Source organism: Streptosporangium amethystogenes subsp. fukuiense (genome assembly GCF_042665875.1).
GTDB lineage: Bacteria > Actinomycetota > Actinomycetes > Streptosporangiales > Streptosporangiaceae > Streptosporangium > Streptosporangium fukuiense.
In genome coordinates this window covers 1,194,887-1,213,929 of sequence record NZ_JBHTEE010000001.1, presented here as the reverse complement: position 1 = coordinate 1,213,929, position 19,043 = coordinate 1,194,887, and the positions used below count along the sequence as shown (strand labels likewise).

Below are 19,043 nucleotides of genomic sequence, written 5' to 3'. Positions count from 1 at the left end.
ACCTGGGACACCTTCTCGGAGGTGTGCCCACCCGGGTGCCGGGGCGCCGAAAGTTAAGGCTGATGACTCTGGGCGTTCAGCTCAGGCACCCCTGGCCGGTCACCCCCGTGACTAGCGTTCGTCAAACACCCCAGTTCAGGGGCGTTTGTCGTATGTCACGAGGAGCCACCTTGCGAGTCCTGGCCGTTGTCCCCGCCCGCGGAGGTTCGGTGGGCGTTCCCCTGAAGAACCTGGCCCCGGTGGGCGGCAGTCCCCTGGTCGCCCGCGCGGTACGGGCCTGTGTGCGGGCCAAGCTGGTCGACGAGGTCGTGGTCAGCACCGACCACGCCGGGATCGCCGAGGTGGCCCGCGCCGCGGGCGCGACCGTGATCGACCGGCCGGAGGAGCTGAGCGGCGGGACCGCCTCCAGCGAGTCCGCGGTGCTGCACGCGCTCGACCACACCCCCGACGTCCCCGACGTGGTCATCCTGGTGCAGTGCACCAGCGCGTTCATCGACCCCGCCGATCTGGACGGTGCCATCGCCAAGGTCCTGGACGGCAGCGCCGACGTGGTGTTCTCCGGGCTGGAGACGCACGAGTTCCTGTGGAGCGTGAACGGCGCGGGCGTCAACCACGACCCCTCCCACCGGCCGCGCCGCCAGGACCGCGAACCGCAGTTCCGCGAGACCGGCGCCTTCTACGTGATGCGCGCCGAGGGTCTGCGCGAGCACGGCCACCGCTTCTTCGGCGCCGTCGCCGTGCAGCGGGTCTCCCCTCACCACGCCGTCGAGGTGGACACCCCCGAGGACCTGGAGATCGTACGGGCGCTGGCACCGTTCGTGGACCGGCCCGAGCCGATCGACGTGGACGCGGTGATCACCGACTTCGACGGCGTGCACACCGACGACCGGGCCTACGTCGACCAGGACGGCCGCGAGATGGTCGCGGTCAGCCGCTCCGACGGCATGGGCATCTCACTGCTGCGCAGCTCCGGCGTCAAATTGATGATCATGTCCACCGAGCACAACCCGGTGGTCGCGGCCCGCGCCCGCAAGCTCGGCGTGCCCGTCCTGCAGGGCCTGACCGACAAGCGGACCGTGCTGCGCGACTGGCTGGCCATCGAGGGAATCGACCCGGCCCGCGTCGCCTACGTCGGCAACGACGTCAACGACCTGGGCCCGATGAGCGACGTCGGCTGGCCCGTCACCGTCCCCGACGCCCACCCGAAGGTCCGCGCCGCCGCCAGGACCGTGCTGACCAGGCCCGGCGGGGCCGGGGCCGTACGGGAGCTGTGCGACCGGGTCCTCGCGGCCCGCCCGGCGGACGAGAAGGTCACCGGAGGGACCCCGCCCCGCGCCGAACTGAGGCTCGCCCCGGTCGCCAGGCCCGTCCAGATCGGCGACGCGCTGATCGGCGCCGGACAGCCGGTCTACGTGATCGGTGAGATCGGCATCAACCACAACGGCGACCTGGACATCGCGCGTCGGCTCATCGACGTGGCGGCCGAGGCGGGCTGTCAGGCCGTCAAGTTCCAGAAGCGCACACCGGAGATCTGCGTGCCGCTGGAGCAGCGCGACCAGATCCGGCAGACGCCGTGGGGCGAGATGACCTACATGGAGTACAAGCTCAGGACCGAGTTCGGCCTGGACGAGTACTCCCAGATCGCCGAGCACTGCCGGAAGCGGGGTCTGCACTGGTTCGCCTCGCCGTGGGACGTACCGTCCGTTGACTTCCTGGAGTCCATGGACGTGGTCACCCACAAGGTCGCCTCGGCGAGCGTGACCGACCTGGAGCTGCTCCGCGCGCTCGCCGCGACCGGCAAGCCGATCATCCTGTCCACCGGCATGTCCACACTGGAGGAGATCGACCGGGCGGTGGAGCTGCTCGGCACCTCCAAGCTGGTGCTGATGCACGCCACCTCCACCTACCCCCTTCCCCCCGAGGAGGCCAACCTCCGCACGATCACCACACTCCAGGAGCGGTACGGCGTGCCGGTCGGCTACTCGGGCCACGAGCGCGGCCTGCAGATCTCGCTCGCCGCGGTGACCCTGGGCGCGGTGACCGTGGAGCGGCACATCACGCTCGACCGCACCATGTGGGGCTCCGACCACGCCGCCTCGCTGGAGCCCGCCGGGCTTGAGCACCTGGTCCGTGACATCCGCATCATCGAGACCGCCCTGGGCGACGGCGTCAAGCGGGTCTTCCCGGGCGAGCAGGCGCCCAAGTCCCGTCTCCGCCGCGTTGGTGTGTGAATGGCGACGCTGTGTCGATGGCGACGCTGTGTTGACTGCGACGCTGCGCGTCGCGGTGAGGCCGCTCTTGTCCGGCTCCTTCCCTCGTCGACCGGGGCCGCTCGTTCCTCGCGACCCCGCTCTCCTCGGTCCAGTCGCCGGCGCGGCCTCACGGGGAGTCCCTCAAGGGGGAGCTTGGGGCACGCCCCCAGAGGGCTCCTCGGTCCGGTCGCCGGCGCGGCCTCACGGGGAGTCCCCCGGAGGACAAGGCGAGGGGGTTCGACATGGGCCTCTTGGTTCGTTCATCTGAGTTCGGGATGGGAGGGCGAAGTTGATCAAGTTGTCGGTGGTGGTTCCGGTGCGGGACGCGGAGAGCTACGTCGGGGACGCCTTGGCGTCGCTGGCCAGGAACGCGCGGCGGGACTTCGAGTTCATCGTGGTGGACGACGGGTCGGTGGACGCCACCGGGCAGATCATCGAGGACTTCTGCCGTGATCTGCCCGGTCTGGTGGTGGTCCGCAACGACGCCCCGGTCGGACTGGCCGACGCGCGTAACCTCGGGATCTCCCTGGCCTCCGGCCGCTACCTGACGTTCATGGACGGCGACGACTGGCTCGCGCCCGGATATCTCGGGGACCTGGTCGGCGCGATCGAGCGGCTGGACTGCGACTTCGTCCGGGTCGACCACGTACAGGTGGAGGGCCGCAAGCGGACGATCCACCGGGCCCCGCTCGCCACCCGCGAGGTGGTGCTGAAGCCGCGCGACCACATCCTGCCCGATCACGCCAAGACCATGGTGGACTACCCCTACGCCTGGGCCGGAATCTACCGCCGGGACCTCGGCGACCTGCTGACCTTCCCAGGGCACCTGCACACCGCCGAGGACAGGCCGTGGATCTGGCGGCTGCACCGCGACGCGGATTCGTTCGCGGTGGTGTCACTGGCCGGGCTGTTCTACCGGCGGATGGTGGCGGGCTCGCTGACGCGGACCGGCGACGCCAGGCAACTGCACTTCTTCGACGCCTTCGACCTGGTCTTCGCGGACCTGGAGGAGGAGTTCGTGCCCAAGGCGGTGCGTACCTTCCGCGCGTTGCTGGCCCACCACCTGGAGCTGGGCGAGCGCCTCTCCCCCGAGCTTCGAGCCCGCTTCGAGGAGCGCGGTGCCACGGCGCTGAGGCGGTTCCCCGCCGACCTGCTCGCCGGGACCGCCCTGGACCCCGAACGCGATCAGATCCTGTTCGATCTCCTGGAGCGCCGATGACGCAGCTGTTCTACGCCTCGACCCTGTTCGGCGCGATGACGCTGGCGGCGGCGATCGACGACGGCCGTTTCGGTCCCCGCCGGGGGCGCCGGATCCTGCTGGTCTCCAACAACGCGGCCATCCCGGAGATCACCCCGGCTCTGGACGAGACCCCGGGCTTCGCCACGCTGCGTCCGCGCTTCGACGAGATCCACTCGTGGAACGAGATCGTGGCCCCGCTGCATCCGGCGGACTGGAAGGCACGCGTCGTCGAGGTGCCGATGCTGGGCCGCCTGCTCCGCTCGCACCTGTCCCTGGGGGCCGGGCCCGCCGAGCTGGTTCTGGAATCCGTCGTGGTTCCCCCTGCCAGGACGCTGGCCGGGCTGGTCAGGGACTGCCCGATCTCGGTCTACTCCGACGGCCTGATGAGCTACGGCCCGACCCGCGACCCGCTGCCGCAGGAGATCCACGGGCGGATCACCCGCCTGCTCCATCTCGACCTGGTGCCCGGTCTTCGGCCGCTGCTGCTCTCCGAGTACGGGGTGCCCGCCGAACCTCTTCCCGACCGGGCCTTCCTCGACGTGGTCGGCCATCGGGCCGACGACCCGCCCTCGGGCCGGGCGATGATCCTCGGCCAGTACCTGTCCGCCCTCGGCATCCTCACCTCCGAGGAGGAGGCGGAGCTCCACGCCGACATGCTGCGCGGCCTCGTCGCCCGGGGGTTTTCGCGCGTGCTGTTCAAGCCGCACCCGGCCGCCGGGCGGCGGCACGCCCGGCGGCTGCGCGAGACGGCCGCCGAGCTGGGCGTCGAGCTGGACGTGGTGGCGGAGACCGTCCCGGCGGAGTCGTGCTTCGCCACCCGCGGGCCCGAGCTCGTGGTCGGCTGCTTCTCCACCGCTCTGATCACCGCCGGACGGTACTTCGGACTCCCGGTGGCGACGGTGGGCGGCGAGCTGATCCTGGAGCGGCTCTCCCCGTACGAGAACAGCAACCGGATCCCGGCGACCATCACCGACGCCCTGCTGCCCCGCCTGTCGACGGACGGTTCGCTGTGGGAACCCCCGCCGGTGGACCTCTCCGCCCTGGTGGGCGCGGTCGGCTACTGCATGCGGAGCGAGGCGTATCCGGGGCTGCGCGAGCAGGCCGCGGCCTACCTCCGGACCTGCGGTCCCGACCGCTACTTCAAGCACCGGCGGCTCACCGCCCTGGAGCTGATCACCGCCCCGGCCCCCGCCCCGGTCGCCGCCCCCCGGGAACGGAGCCCTCTCGGCAGGCTCCGCAGCCGCCTGTCGAGAACGTCCCCCTGAGCCGGAGGCACCGTGTCGGGGCGCCTCCGGGCCACCGGTCCCAGATCAGCTACGGCTCGCCCCCGTCTCCCCGACGCCCGGCTCACCGTCGAGCTCGTCGTCGGTCATCGCCTCGATCTCCAGGTAGATCTCGGCGACCTGAGCGGTGCGGTCGTCATGGACCTGGGCGGCCAGCCGCGCCACCGTCGGGTACCGCAGGACGTCGTGAACCGAGACCGCGTCGGTGTCCAGCGCGTCCCGTAGTCTGCCGACGATCACGGTGGCCAGCACCGAGTCGCCGCCGAGCAGGAAGTAGTCGTCGTCTCTGCCCACCTTCTCCAGCCCGAGCGCCCGAGCCCAGACGAGGGCGACCACCCGTTCCAGCGCGGTGACCGGCTCGGCCTGCCCGGGGGCCTGCGCCCGGGCGGTGACCAGGGCGGCCAGCGCACGGCGGTCCACCTTGCCGTTGCCGGTCAGCGGCAGCGCGTCGACGACGACCACCCGGTCCGGGATCATGTGCGCGGGCAGCCGTTCGGCCGCGTGCGCTGTGATCTCCTCCTCGGTGAGGCCGCCGGCCGCGGCCACGACGGCGTGCAGCCGCGGTGCGCCGGTCCTGAGGACCAGGGCGGTGGCCTGGCGCACGGCGGGGTGGGCGCCCAGGGCCGCCTCGACCTCGCCGAGTTCGATCCGGAAACCACGGATCTTCACCTGGTGGTCGGCGCGGCCGAGGAACTCGATCGTGCCGTCCTGCCAGTACCTGGCCCGGTCACCGGTGCGATACCAGCGCACACCGCCCAGGGAGACGAACCGGTCGGCGGTGCGCTCGGGGTCGCCGCGGTAGCCGTCCGCCACGCCCGCGCCGCCGATCCACAGTTCCCCGGGCACCCAGTCGGGGCAGTCCCGGCCTTGGGCGTCGACCACCCGGCAGCGCACGTTCCGCAGCGGCGTGCCGTACGGGACGCTGGTCCAGCCGACGGGGACGCGGCCTGCGGTGACCTCCTGGAAGGTGGAGTGGATCGCGGTCTCGGTGGTGCCGCCCAGACCGGCGAAGCGGCAGCCGGGCACCTGGGCGGCGAGCCGGGCCGGCAGGTCGACGCCGACCCGGTCGCCGCCGAGCAGGACCGCACGCGGGCTCGGGCCGAGCGGGTCGCGTTCGGCGGCCGTCAGCAGCATGTCGAGCAGGCTCGGCACGCAGTTGAGCACGCTCACCTGGTGCGCGCGCACCTCCCGCACCCAGGAGGCGGCGTCACGGCGAGCCTCCTCCCCGATGGTGACCACGGCGCCGCCGGTGGACAGCGGCGCGAAGATGTCGAAGACCGACAGGTCGAAGTCGAGCGCCGACAGCGCGAGCGTCCGGTCGGCCGGGCCTAGAGCGAACCTGTCGGCGAGATCGGCGACGGTGTTGGCGGCGGCCAGGTGGGAGACCTCCACGCCCTTCGGCTCGCCGGTCGATCCCGAGGTGAACAGCACGTAGGCGATCGCCTCGGGTGCGGTCGCGGCCGGCTCGGCCAGCGGCTCCGGCCAGCTCACCGCGTCCCGGTAGGGCAGGCTCTGGCCGAGTACCACGGCGGCCCCGGCCCGGACGGTGATCCGTTCGGCTCTGGCCTGCGGCTGCTCGACGCCGATCGGCACGTAGTGGCCCCCGGCGGCGAGCACGCCGAGGACGGCCACCACCTGTTCGGGGCCCTTGGGCAGGCGGATCGCGACCGGGTCGCCGTCGCGTACGCCGTGCGCGCGGAGCGCCCCCGCCACCCGCAGGGCCTGTTCCGCCAGCTCGCCGTAGCCGACCGGCCCTCCGGGGCCGAGCAGGGCGGGCGCCTGCGGGGTGCGGGCGGCCTGGTCGAAGAAGAGCCGGTGCAGCGGGAGGGTGGGCAGGGGACCGTCGGTGTCGTTGGTCTCGGCCCGGACCTTCAGGGCGGCGGCGGGCAGCAGTGGCCCGACGGGCTCGTCCCAGGCTTCGGGGTCGCCGATCCTGGCCAGCAGCGTGCGGAAGGCGGCGAACATGTCCTCGGGCAGATTGTCGGGAAACGCCCCGGCGCGTACGTCCCAGTTGGCGAGCAGCCCGCCGTGGAACTCGGTGATCTGCGCGTCGAGCAGCACCTGCGGCCCTTGGGAGACGATCCACACCGACTCGCCCAGGCAGGATTCGACCTCGGGGCCGAACAACTCGCCCAGATCCAGGGCGCTGGTGAACACCACGGAGGCCAGCACCGGCGCGCCCTGCTCGCGGGCCAGGTCGCGCAGGACGTCCAGCCCCGTGTAGGAGGAGTGCGCCGCGGCCTCGTGCATGCGTTCCTGGACCTGGGCGGCCCGCTGCGCGAAGGTGCGCCGCTCGGTCAGGTCCACCTCCAGCATGATCGAGCTGGTGAAGTCACCGACCAGGTTGTCCACATCCGGGTGCAGCGGACGGCGGTCGAACAGCGGCACGTTGAGCAGGAACCGCGGTTCACCGCTCCAGGCCCCGACGACCTCGGCGAACACGGTCGCCACGGCGACCGCGGGGGTGAGGCCACGGGCGCGCGCCAAGGTGGTGATCCGGTCGCGCTCGGCCGGAGAGAGCCAGTGGTGCAGCCGGGTGACCCGGTCGGGCTCCGCGGAGTCGGCGCGCAGGGGCAGGGCCGGCGCACCGGGCAGGTTCGGCACCCGCTCGCGCCACCAGGTGACGTCGCGCTCGGCCGGGCGCTGGGCGCTGCGGACCGCCTGGTAGCCGGCGAAGGTGCAGCCGATCTCGGGAAGCCGCGCGGCGGGGTCCCGGTACAGGGCGACCAGGTCGGACAGCAGCACCCGGTAGCTGCGGGCGTCGGCGGCGAGCATGTCGACGTCCACGTGTACCCGGGTGCCGCCGCCGGGCAGCAGGGTGATCCTGATGTCGAACATGCGCCCGGCGGCCACGTCGAGGAGCTGGTGGGAGAGCTGGTCGCGCAGTTCCGCCAGGCGGCGTTCGGCTTCCTGCGGAGGGGCCTCGCGCAGGTCGAGAACCTCCAGCTCCTCCCCTCGGCTCCATGCTTCGATCACCTGCCGGCCGTCGTCGGTGATGCGGGCGCGCAGCATCGGGTGCCGGTCGGCCAGCGCGGCGACCGCGGCACCGAGCCTGGCCGGGTCGACGCCGTGGCCGTCGAACTCGGTGTAGAGATGGGCGGCGACCGCGCCGAGGTCGGCCGATCCGCCCCGGCCGACCCAGTAGGCGTGCTGCATCGAGGCCAGCGGGAACGCATCGCTCGCGTCCACGAGCACCGGGGCCGGTCCGGATTCGGGCTCGGGTTCGGAGGCGGAGCCGGGCGAGGGAGCGATCAGGCGTGCCCATTCGGCCAGGGTGGGGGTACGGGCCAGGTCGCCGAAGCCGACGGTCAAGCCGGCTTGCCGGCAGCGGTTGGCGATCTGCATGAATCGGATCGAGTCCAGTCCGAAGGCGATCAGATCCTCGTGGTCGCCTGGCGGGGTGGTGCCTGGACCGAGCAACTCGGTGGCCATCTGCCGGAGATCGTCGATCGTCAGCATGAAGTGAGGTGTCCTTTGCTTGCTCGATGGCGTGGACGGGCCGGGGTACGGTCGCGCTCCGCGAGGAGGCCGAAGCAGCGTCGGCGGTCGTGGCTCCACAGGCGGTGCGGAGAAGGCCCGCGCCGACGGCCGCTTCCCCCGAAGGAACCTCCGCCGGCCCACCGGGGGGAGGGGGAAGGACGCTGGGACATCTGGAGACCTCCGGGCGACCACAGGGCAGATTATTATTCGGGTAGGCTAACCTAAATAAAGTTTGGTTAGCCTGACCTAACTTAATCTTGCGGACCCGTGCCGCACAATCGGGCGGCGCGAATTCCCGCCGGAAACCCTGCCCCCGCCGGCACGGCGAGGCCCGCGAACCGCCGTCTCGCGGGCCGTACCCGCCGCGCGGCCACTACCGGGCCGCCGGGCAGCACGCCACCGCCCTCGCCTCCGACGGCCACCGCCGCTCCGGCGACCCGGCGACCCGGCCTCGGAGACCGAACACCACCGAGCACTTCCGCGGCGGCCACACGACCACGGTCATCACCGCGGCCACACCGCCCTCAACGGCCGACCACCCGCCGGCCGCGCACCTGACCTCTCCGGGCCGTACGGCTAGCCCAGCGCCCTCAGGTAGCGGCGCATCCGGCGCTTGGCGCGGTAGCCGGCGCGCAGCACGTTCGGCGGGACCTCCACGCGCATCCGGGCGCGACGGCGGGCGGCGGCGTACTCGGGGCCGTCGAGCAGGGACCTGGCAGGGACGAGGCGCCCCGAGCGTGCCTGCCCGACCAGGGAGACCATCCGTGAGACCCAGTCGCTCTCGTCACCGGGATGGAAGTAGTTGTCCCTGCACCAGGCGGCGTCCGGCTCCAGGAAGCGCCCCGCGGAAAGATCGTCGAGGGTGCCGAGCAGGCCGCTGCCCTCGAAGACCAGGTTGATCATCTCGGCGCCCACCCCGAAGTCCGACAGCACCAGCAGGGGCACCTGCTGGGCGATCGCCTCCAGCGCGGCGGTCGAGCTGACGGTGACGAACCCGGCCGCGTGGGCCAGGTGCTCGTGCATGGGCCCCGCCGCGAAACGCACGGTCCCGGCGCGCACCCTGCCCTCCGCCACGAGCGACTGCCACAGGCGCTGGTAGTGGTGACGCTCGTTGTGGGTCTGCCGCTCGCCGTCCAGGGCACGGAGCTTGACGACGACGTCCAGATCCGGCCGCCGCCCGGCCAGCTCGGCCAGGGCGAGCAGGACGCTCTCGCGCTCCTGCCTCCGCCTGGGCACCTTGGCCTGGGTGGCGAACACCACCCGGTCCCGCGGCCCGATGCGGGCGACCTCCTCCTGACCTCGCAGAAACGGCAGCCGGGCCAGCCCCACCTGGCCGCCCCCGCCCAGCTCGCGGCCCATCGCCGAGAACTCCTCGACCTCCCGCCCGCTGTGCAGCACGAACAGCTCGCATCCGCTGCGGAACAGCCAGGCCTTCTCGGTGGCGGGGACGGAGATGCCCGGCAGGCCCGAGACGAACACCGGCCGCGGCCGCAACCCGGCCAGCACCTCGCCGACCAGCACGTCCACCACGGGCCCCGTGCAGGCGGCGAGCACCACGTCGGGCCCGAACCGCTCGGCGGCCCGGCGCAGCGCGCGGGCCGAGAGCACGGGCGGATCCGCCGCCGAGCCCGCGACCGCGGCACTGATCTGCCCCGGGGACGGGGTGATGGGGGTGCGGATGACCGCCAGCTCCCTCGTGCATCCCGAGGGCAGGTCCCGCAGCAGGCAGGCCGCCCACTTCAGGTAGGAGTCAGAGTCGGCCACGGCCAGGACCTTCAACGAGAACCTCCAACGGGAATCCCCCGCTTCATATCCGATTTCACATGGGCGGACCCGGCACGGCTCGCGTCCCTGGGCGGCACGCCGCCGGCCTCCGGCCGCGGGGTCACGAGTTCACGAGGTCATGCCCCGGTGGCTCCCGTGTCGTGATGGGCGAACATCGACAGGTGGGAGCGGAGCGAGGGGGCCGCCTCCCCCGTCCACCACTCGTCCGGGACGTCCACCGTCTCGACCGGGACGCCCCTGGCCGAGAGCAGGACCCGCAGGGAGGTGACCGCGGTGGACGGCAGGCTCAGTACCCGCTGCCCGGCGGCCAGCCCGCGCAGGGTCATCTCGGCGGGGACCCCGCCGCCGTAGACGGTGATGCCGGGCTGCTCCCCGACCCTGACGAGATCGTGGGGGTCCTCCCTGCGGTGCGGGAAGTAGGCCACCGGCCCGGCCGAGCCGAGAGCGGCCAGCCAGCCGAGGTAGTGGTCGCGGTGGATCAGGCCGTTGCGGACCAGCGAGGTGCCGAGGACGACCGTGAGCTCCTTGGGACGGGGCACGCGCAGCGGCTGCGACCGCAGCCAGGCGAAGTCGTGGGTGACCAGCTCGGCCCCTCTCGCCCGTACGGCCTTCGCCAGGTCCGCCGGAACGGGCAGCGCCGTGAAGATCGACAGCCGCCCCGAGCGGGCCGCGGCGCGCAACCTGAGCCCGGCCGCCGCGCCGAGGGCGGTTCTGAGCCGTCCCGCTTTCCCCCGGGCCCTCAGCAGGGGCGTACCCACGTGGCCGACGAGCAGTTCCAGAAGCCTGATGGTGGCCAGCCCGTCGTCGACGATCACGATGCGACCGGGACGCCCGGTGAGCCAGCGGAACTGGACCTTGCCGGAGAATGCGTCGCCCACCACCCAGGTCACGCCCCGGCGCGGCCTGGGCATGTCCGGCCGCGCGGCGGTGAGCTCCAGGCCCGGCGGCAGGGTGAGACGCCCGAGCTCGCGCCCGGTGGCGGCCAGCGGGCGGAGGCTCGCCCTGGGCACGAGGTGGCTGCGGGCACCGAGCAGCCCCGCGTGGTGGGCCTCCACGGCGCAGAGCATCTGCAGCGGGGATTCCACCCAGGCGATGGCCGAACCCTGATCCCGCGCGTGGTCTCGACCGTCCTCCACGCCGGGTGATGACCCGTTCACGACTGACCCAAGCTAACCCGGTGGCCTTAAGCGCCGGGGAACCACGGGTGAACAGCCGCCCACGCGTGCTCGCGCGGCCTTTCCGAACCTCAGGACATCAAGGCGCCGGCGTATCACCGGATCGGGAGTTCGTCATCGGAAGCCCGTCGAGGACACGGCCGGCTCCCGATCCGGCTGGGAGCCGAGGGCTCGCCCTCCCACCGGCGGTCGCCGAGCCTCGTTCGGGCTTTTGGGGTAGAGGGACGCACTCGCTCCATACTTTTTACCATCGAATGTTTGTTCTAAGTAATTGGAGTCGAACGCTCTCGCCGGCGAGCCTCTCGGATCACGACATATCATCCCAGGTCAGGCGATCCATCAGCGGGTACCACTCGCCCGGATCGCCGAGGGAACAGGGGATTCCGCCCGCGGCGAGATCGCGACCCCGGCCGCGGCGGCCGGCCGGAGGACGGGCGCACCCCACCCCCTCCCCGGGCCAAGCGACCCCCCGTCCTACCCCCTCGATCTGGACGTACTACCAAGTCAGGGCAATGTGTCCTACTTGTAATCGTCTGTCCGAGTGACGTACGTTCGTCCTGTTCGTGGCAAATGTCTGGGTCTGTATAGGTCTAAGCATTGCCGTCACATTGCCCGACCGTGTTCCACCTGGGCGGAGCCCCTCCGCCCGCGGTGAGCACGGCCGCCGAATCCGCGAAGTCTGCGGAACCGGGGAACCACGTTCCTGGGGTGAATCAGCGCGTTCTCGCGCCGTAGGGCACTTCCCAGCCCGAACCCGTCAGCTAACCCGGTAGGCGGTATGGAAGCGAAGCAAGGAGTCGACCCCGGTATGACCAAGCACCGCCTCACCCCCACCCTCAGCGCCCCCCGCGTGGCGAGCGCCCTCCTGGGCGCCTGCGTCGTCCTGGCGACCGGCTCCGTGGGCTCCGCCGCCCTGGCCGACAGCCGTCCCGCCCTGAACACGCCGCCCGCCGACGCGAAGGTCTCCGAGGTCTCGCAGAACAGGCCCGCGAGCACCCCGCTCGAGATCGCGGCCGAGAGGCTGCCCAAGGTCTCCGCCGCACAGGTCCTGGACCTCGCCGCCAAGCAGATCGGCGTCCGCGAGAACTCCCAGGGCGGCGGGACCAAGTTCCACTCGTGGTACATGTCCTCCCCGCGCGCCAAGGAGACCGTCGCCCGTGACGGCGGCAGCATCCAGGGCTACGCCAACGCCCCCTGGTGCGCGATGTTCGTCTCCTGGGTCGGCGAGATGGCCGGCATCCGGCCCACGATGGGCTGGGACGCCTACACCGTCACCCACGCCAAGTGGTTCAAGAACAACCAGCACTGGGGCACCACCCCCACCCCCGGCGCCGTCGTCTACTTCGACTGGGCCGGTGGCAAGGACCTCGACGGCATCGACCACGTCGGCTTCGTGAAGAAGGACAACGGAGACGGCACGATCACCACGATCGAGGGTAACACCGGCAACGGCAACGTCGAGCAGCGCGTCCGGCCCACCTCGCAGGTCGTGGGTTACGGCTACCCGGTCTACGCCGACTGATCCACCCCTCGCCCGCGCCGTCCCCCGGTGACGCGGCCACTCCGCACCGCCTGGACCCGCCCGATCCAGGCGGTGCGCGCCGTCCGGCGACCACCGGACGGCTCGAACGCCGTCAGGGGCGCCGCTCGACCGAGCGGCGCCCCTGACGGCGTTCCGCCCCCGGCGCCCTGCCGCCTGACCCGGGCACTAATGCCCCGACTGTATGTCCGTGGGATGGGAGCGCTCCCAAATGCCCTCATGCGAGGTATATCACCTTTTCAAGCTCTTAGTCCCCCGCAAACCAGTCAGATGTAACGGTTGAGTTTCGGCATATTGACGTCCCGGTTGCCCATCGTCCACTCTTCGTGGGAGCGCTCCCAAAGCACATTGAGGAACTACCGCACCGCGAGGCCGTGTTTGTCGGGGACCGGCCCCCGGTGTCACCTCCCAATGATTCGGGCGACCACCTGAGAGGGGTCCGGAAATGTTGAACGACAAGCGGCACGGCAAGCTCGCCGCCGTAGCGGTCATGGCGGCCACCGCCCTGGCCATCACCTCGTGCAGTTCCAGCGAGCCCGCCAAGCCCGCCGCGGGCGACGGCGGTGCCTCCGCCGCGGCCGAGCCGGTGACCATCACCGTGCACACCTTCGGCGGCGGCGAGAACTTCGGCTACGACAAGGCCGTGGAGACCTGGAACGCGGCACACCCGAACATCCAGGTCAAGTACCAGAACCTGACCGACCGGTTCGAGGACGTCTACCTCCCGCAACTGCTCCAGCGCCTGCAGGCCGGCAGCGGCGCGGCCGACATCATCGCCCTGGACGAGGGCGCGATGGGCCTCATGAAGGCCCGCCCGCAGTTCTTCACCGACCTGGCCGAGTACGGGCTGGAGAGCCGCAAGGCCGACTTCCCCGCGGCCAAGTGGGACAACGGCATCAACGCCGACAACAAGCTCTTCGCTCTCGGCACCGACATCGGCGGCATGACCATGTGCTACCGCAAGGACCTGTTCGAGAAGGCGGGCCTGCCCACCGAGCGCGACGAGGTCGGCAAGCTCTGGCCGGACTGGAACGCCTTCAAGGCGATCGGCGAGAAGTTCAAGGCCGCCAACCCCGGCAAGAGCGACCCCAAGTTCCTCGACGGCCCGAACACGCTCTACAACGTGATCCTGTCGCAGGAGGCGCCGAAGAACGGCAACATCGCCTACTTCGACAAGAGCAACCAGCTCGTCCTTGAGAGCAACCCCGCCATCAAGACCTCCTTCGACACGGTGAAGGACTTCAGCGAGGCGGGCCTGACCGCCAAGCTCGCCTCCTTCACCCCGCCGTGGAACGCCGCGATCAAGAAGGGCGGCTTCGCGACCATGGGCTGCCCGGCCTGGATGCTCGGTGTGGTCTCCGGTGCGGCCGGTGACGACAACAAGGGCAAGTGGGACGTCGCGTCCGTGCCCGGCGGTGCGGGCAACTGGGGCGGTTCCTACCTCGCGGTTCCCAAGCAGAGCAAGCACCCCAAGGAGGCCGCCGAGGTCCTGAACTACCTCACCGGCAAGGAGGGCCACGTCATGGCCTTCCAGGAGGCGGCGGCCTTCCCGAGCTCCATCCCGGCGCAGCAGGACCCGGCGGTCGCCGACCTGAAGAACCCGTTCTTCAACGACGCGCCGACCGGCCAGATCTTCGGCGCGTCGGTCAAGGACCTGCTTCCCGTCTTCCTTGGCGAGAAGCACGCCCAGGTCAAGACCGCGGTGGAGAAGGTCCTCGAGGGCATGGACCAGGGTTCGGTCCCCTATGACCAGGCCTGGACCAAGTTCGTCGAGGCCGGCGTCAAGGCAGCGGGCTGATCCCCGTACCGACCCGCACCGGCCCGGCGGCGGTGATCCCGCCGCCGGGCCGGTCGCCTGCCCCCGCTGAAAGGCTCCGTTGATGACACTGCACGTCGACTCCCCGGCCGCCCCTCCACAGCCCGGCCCCCGCCGGTCGGCGGGGGCGCGCGGACCGCAGCGAGGCGGTGGATGGGCCCGGTTCGACCTCCGGGCGACCCCCTACTTCCTCGTCTCCCCGTACTTCCTCCTCTTCGCGATCTTCGGCGTCTTCCCGCTCGGCTACACCCTCTGGGTCTCGCTGCACGACTGGGAGCTCGCCGGGGACAAGTCCTTCGTCGGCCTCGAGAACTACATCGAGCTGATCACCGACGAGGCCTTCTGGAACGCGGTGATCAACACTCTCGGCATGTTCGTCATGTCGACGATCCCGCAGCTCGTCCTCGCCCTCGTGCTGGCCAACGCGCTCAACAAGCGCATCCGGGGACGGCTCTTCTTCCGCCTCGGCGTGCTGCTGCCGCTGATCACCTCCGTCGTCGCCGTCGCCGTCGTCTTCACCCAGCTGTACGGGCGTGACTACGGCATGATCAACTGGTTCCTGGGCCTCTTCGGAACCGACGCGATCAACTGGCAGAACGAGAAGTGGTCCGCGTGGATCGCGATCTCCACCATGATCGACTGGCGCTGGACCGGCTACAACGCGATCATCCTGCTGGCCGCCATGCAGACCATCCCCAAGGATCTCTACGAGGCCGCCTCCATCGACGGCGCCACGGCCAGGCGGCAGTTCTGGCAGATCACCATCCCGATGCTGCGCCCGACGCTCATCTTCATCGTGTTCATCTCCACCATCGGCGGCCTGACGCTGTTCACCGAGCCGGTCATGTTCGACGGCAACCCGACGATGAGCGGCGGCGCCACCGGCCAGTACCAGACCGTGGCCATGTTCATCGTCAAGGAGGCGTTCCGCGACTTCGACTTCGGCTACGCCTCGGCCGCCGCGTGGATGCTGTTCGCACTGATCCTGGTCGGGACGCTCATCAACTACTCCTTCACCCGCCGTATCGGGGGTTCCAAGTGACGGCCATCCAGTCCAGGCGGCCCCCGGCGCATTCACGACGGTCTTCCGGCCAGCCGGCCGCGCGCAACCGCATCTGGGACGCCGGCCCGCTGACGAAGGTCGTCCTGGCCTTCGCGCTCGTGCTGTCGGCGTTCCCCATCTACTACATGTTCATCATGGCCACCCGGACCAACGAGGAGGCCATCGACGTACCGCCGCCGCTGCTCCCCGGCGGCCACCTCGGCGAGAACGTCTCGCGGCTCCTGTCCACCGAGGACGCCTACTTCATGACCGGCCTGGTGAACTCGGCCATCGTCTCGGTCACCGTGACCCTCTCCGTGGTGCTCATCTCCACCCTGGCCGGCTTCGCCTTCGCCAAGCTGCGCTTCCGGGGCGCCAAGATCCTGCTGGGCCTGATCCTGGTGACGATGATGGTCCCGCTCCAGCAGATGGGCGTCGTGCCGCTGTACGAGCTCATGGTCACGCTCGGCTGGACCGGCCAGCTGAAGGCGGTGATCCTGCCCTTCCTGGTCAACGGCTTCGGGGTCTTCATGATGACCCAGTACGCCACCCAGGCGGTGCCGGACGAACTGGTCGAGGCGGCCCGCGTCGACGGCGCCTCCACCATGCGCATCTACGCGAACGTCATCCTGCCGGCGCTACGACCGGGAATGGCCGTGCTGGCACTGCTGGTCTTCATGCAGACCTGGAACGAGTTCATGTGGCCGTTGATCGTGCTGAACCCGGACAACCCGGTAGTCCAGACGTCGATCGCGGCGCTCAACCAGGCCCACGGCACCGACTACGTGATGCTGTTCACCGGCACCGCGGCATCGGTCCTCCCCCTGTTCATCGTTTTCATCGCGTTCGGCCGTCAGATCGTCGGCGGACTCATGGAAGGTGCGGTTAAAGCGTGACCACGCAAGAGACGCAGATTCAGACCTCGGATCTGGTGTTCCCGACAGGTTTCGTCTGGGGCGCGGCCACCTCCGCCTACCAGATCGAAGGCGCCGTCTCGGAGGATGGCCGCGGCATCTCCATCTGGGACACCTTTGTCAAGCAGCCGGGCCGGGTGGTGAACGGCGAGCACGCCGACGTCGCCATCGACCACTACAACCGCTACCGGGACGACGTGCGGCTGATGGCCGAACTCGGCCTCGGCGCGTACCGGTTCTCCATCTCCTGGCCCCGGATCCAGCCCGAGGGGCACGGCCCCGTCAACCTCAGGGGCGTCGACTTCTACAGCCGCCTGGTCGACGAGCTCCTCTCCCGGGGCGTCGACCCGTGGGTGACGCTCTATCACTGGGACCTGCCCCAGCCCCTGGAAGACGCGGGCGGCTGGCCGTCACGGGAGACGTCGAAGCGCTTCGCCGACTACGCGGCGGCCGTGCACGACGCGCTGGGCGACCGGGTCCGCAACTGGAGCACCGTCAACGAGCCCTGGTGCTCGGCGTTCCTCGGGTACGCCTCGGGTGAGCACGCCCCCGGGCGGCGCGAGCCCGACAAGGCGGTGTACGCCGCCCACCACCTGCTGCTCGCGCACGGCCTGGCCGCGCAGGCCATGCGGGCCCAGCGCCCGGAGACCGTCATCGGCGGCTGCGTCAACCTGTACGCGATCACGCCGCAGACCGCCTCCGAGGCCGACCAGGACGCCGCCCGCCGCATCGACGGGCTGCAGAACCGCTTCTTCCTGGACGCCCTGCTCAAGGGCGAGTACCCGGCCGACGTGCTGGAGGACCTCGGCCGACCGGCCGGGCTCGTCCAGGACGGGGACATGGAGATCATCTCGACGCCGCTGGACAAGCTGCTGATCAACTACTACAGCCGCTTCACCGTCTCCGGTACCCCCGGCGGCGCGGCGTCGGCCGCGGCGGCGCCCACCGACACCGGGTCCCCCTGGGTCGGCAGCGAGCACGTCTCGTTCGTCGAGGGCGGACGTCCCGTGACGGCCATGGGCTGGGAGATCGACGACTCGGGGCTGCTGGAGATCCTGCAGCGGCTGGCCGCCGAGTACCCGCGTGTCCCACTGGTCATCTCGGAGAACGGCGCGGCCTTCGACGACATCGTCGGACCCGACGGCGTCGTCCACGACCGCGACCGGGTGGACTACATCGACGCCCACCTGCGCACCTGCCACGCCGCGATCGAGGCGGGGATCCCGCTGGAGGGCTACTTCGCCTGGTCCCTGATGGACAACTTCGAGTGGGCGTGGGGGTACGGAAAGCGGTTCGGACTGGTGCATGTCGACTATGAGACGCAAACTAGAGTTCCCAAAGAGAGCGCTCTCTGGTATGCCGGGACCATCAGGCGCGGAGGCCTGAACGGTCCGACAGAATAGAGGCCGGCGAATTCACCACGGGGGGCTGAAACACATGAACGGCGACCGTCGTCCGACGCTTGAGGCGGTCGCGGCCCTGGCCGGAGTCGGCCGAGGAACGGTGTCACGGGTCATCAACGGTTCACCGAAGGTGAGCGAGAAGGCCCGTGACGCCGTGCTGCAGGCGATCCAGGAACTGGGCTACGTGCCCAACCGGGCTGCGCGCGCGCTGGTCACCCGGCGTACGGACACCGTGGCGCTGGTCGTCTCGGAGTCCGAGCTGCGGGTCTTCGACGAGCCGTACTTCGCGGGAACCATCCGCGGCATCGGTTCCGCACTGTCCGAGACCGGGCTGCAACTGATCCTCGCGATGGCCCAGTCGAAGCAGGAGCACGAGCGGCTGGAGCACTATCTGACCGGACAGCACGTCGACGGGGTGCTGCTGATCTCCCTGCACGGCGCCGACCCGCTGCCGGGAAGGCTGGAGGCGATGGGCGTGCCGACGGTCATCGGAGGCCGCCCTGTCGGCCTCACCCCCTACAGCTACGTCGACGTGGACAACCGGGCCGGAGCCAGACAGGCGGTCAAGTACCTGCTGGGCAGGGGTCGCCGCCGGATCGCCACCATCGCGGGAACGCAGGACATGGGCGTGGGCGTGGACCGGCTCGCGGGCTACCGCGACGCGCTGCTCGCGACCGGCCTGAGCGAGATCGTGGCGTACGGCGACTTCAGTGAGGAGAGCGGCATGGCCGAAATGCGCAAGCTGCTCGCCGAGAACCCCGACCTGGACGCCGTCTTCACCGCCTCGGACCCGATGGCGCTGGGCGCGATGCGGGTGCTGCGCGAGGAGGGCAAGAGCATTCCCGGCGACGTCGCGGTGATCGGCTTCGACGACTCGCCCGCCGGGGCGCACTCCTCCCCCGCCCTGACCAGCGTGCACCAGCCCACCGAGTCGATGGGCCGGCAGATGGCCCACCTCCTCGTCTCCCGCATCAACGGCGAGCACCTGGAGCAGCCGGTGGTGATACTCGACACCCACCTGGTCGAGCGGTCCTCCGCCTGAGGCGGCCTCCTTCGGCGAGCCGGGCGGGACGGAGTCGGAGTCGGGCCTCGGCCGGTAGCACGACGACGCGG

General features: G+C 70.8%; 12 protein-coding genes and 1 riboswitch. Of the genes, 9 read left to right on the top strand and 3 right to left on the bottom strand.

Features of this window, described 5'->3' with window-relative positions:
• The first annotated feature begins 62 nt into the window (after positions 1-62).
• The 3 genes from ACFQVD_RS05240 to ACFQVD_RS05230 all read left to right on the top strand — a co-directional run bounded on the left by ACFQVD_RS05240 (position 63) and on the right by ACFQVD_RS05230 (position 4,757).
• Positions 63-2,231 (top strand): N-acetylneuraminate synthase family protein, encoded by a 2,169-nt coding sequence (locus ACFQVD_RS05240; RefSeq protein WP_343966084.1) that lies wholly within the window; start codon positions 63-65, stop codon positions 2,229-2,231.
• Positions 2,232-2,541: 310 nt separating this feature from the next.
• Positions 2,542-3,471: a glycosyltransferase family 2 protein gene (locus ACFQVD_RS05235; protein WP_343966082.1), complete on the top strand. Its 930-nt coding sequence runs from the start codon at positions 2,542-2,544 to the stop codon at positions 3,469-3,471.
• Positions 3,468-4,757, top strand: coding sequence for a polysialyltransferase family glycosyltransferase (locus ACFQVD_RS05230; protein ID WP_343966079.1), 1,290 nt, complete (start codon positions 3,468-3,470; stop codon positions 4,755-4,757). Before ACFQVD_RS05235 ends, ACFQVD_RS05230 begins: the two co-directional genes overlap by 4 nt.
• A gap of 45 nt (positions 4,758-4,802) precedes the next feature.
• On the opposite strand, the gene ACFQVD_RS05225 is transcribed toward ACFQVD_RS05230, so the two are convergent.
• The 3 genes from ACFQVD_RS05225 to ACFQVD_RS05215 form a co-directional block, all read right to left on the bottom strand.
• Complete coding sequence (locus tag ACFQVD_RS05225; RefSeq protein WP_343966077.1) at positions 4,803-8,234, bottom strand: amino acid adenylation domain-containing protein; 3,432 nt, start codon at positions 8,232-8,234, stop codon at positions 4,803-4,805.
• A gap of 597 nt (positions 8,235-8,831) precedes the next feature.
• Positions 8,832-10,019 carry a DUF6716 putative glycosyltransferase gene (locus tag ACFQVD_RS05220; protein ID WP_343966075.1) on the bottom strand — a complete coding sequence of 396 codons (1,188 nt, stop codon included), beginning with the start codon at positions 10,017-10,019 and terminating at the stop codon, positions 8,832-8,834.
• Positions 10,020-10,156: 137 nt separating this feature from the next.
• Positions 10,157-11,197, bottom strand: a complete 1,041-nt coding sequence (locus tag ACFQVD_RS05215; protein ID WP_343966073.1) for a hypothetical protein — start codon at positions 11,195-11,197, stop codon at positions 10,157-10,159.
• A 670-nt stretch (positions 11,198-11,867) separates the two neighbouring features.
• Positions 11,868-12,006, top strand: a riboswitch (cyclic di-AMP (ydaO/yuaA leader).
• A gap of 17 nt (positions 12,007-12,023) precedes the next feature.
• On the opposite strand from ACFQVD_RS05215, the gene ACFQVD_RS05210 reads away from it, so the two are divergent.
• The 6 genes from ACFQVD_RS05210 (at position 12,024) to ACFQVD_RS05185 (ending at position 18,972) form a co-directional block, all read left to right on the top strand.
• Positions 12,024-12,737, top strand: a complete 714-nt coding sequence (locus tag ACFQVD_RS05210) for a CHAP domain-containing protein (protein ID WP_343966071.1) — start codon at positions 12,024-12,026, stop codon at positions 12,735-12,737.
• Between the two features lie 463 nt (positions 12,738-13,200).
• On the top strand, positions 13,201-14,553 hold the full coding sequence (locus ACFQVD_RS05205) for an ABC transporter substrate-binding protein (protein WP_343966069.1): 1,353 nt from the start codon (positions 13,201-13,203) through the stop codon (positions 14,551-14,553).
• Positions 14,554-14,635: 82 nt separating this feature from the next.
• Positions 14,636-15,613: a carbohydrate ABC transporter permease gene (locus ACFQVD_RS05200; protein WP_343966067.1), complete on the top strand. Its 978-nt coding sequence runs from the start codon at positions 14,636-14,638 to the stop codon at positions 15,611-15,613.
• Positions 15,610-16,509: a carbohydrate ABC transporter permease gene (locus tag ACFQVD_RS05195; protein WP_343966065.1), complete on the top strand. Its 900-nt coding sequence runs from the start codon at positions 15,610-15,612 to the stop codon at positions 16,507-16,509. Before ACFQVD_RS05200 ends, ACFQVD_RS05195 begins: the two co-directional genes overlap by 4 nt.
• Positions 16,506-17,930, top strand: a complete 1,425-nt coding sequence (locus ACFQVD_RS05190; RefSeq protein ID WP_343966063.1) for a GH1 family beta-glucosidase — start codon at positions 16,506-16,508, stop codon at positions 17,928-17,930. Before ACFQVD_RS05195 ends, ACFQVD_RS05190 begins: the two co-directional genes overlap by 4 nt.
• A 34-nt stretch (positions 17,931-17,964) precedes the next feature.
• Entirely contained in the window at positions 17,965-18,972 is a 1,008-nt protein-coding gene (locus ACFQVD_RS05185; RefSeq protein ID WP_030908950.1) for a LacI family DNA-binding transcriptional regulator, read from the top strand.
• The last annotated feature ends 71 nt before the right edge of the window (positions 18,973-19,043 follow it).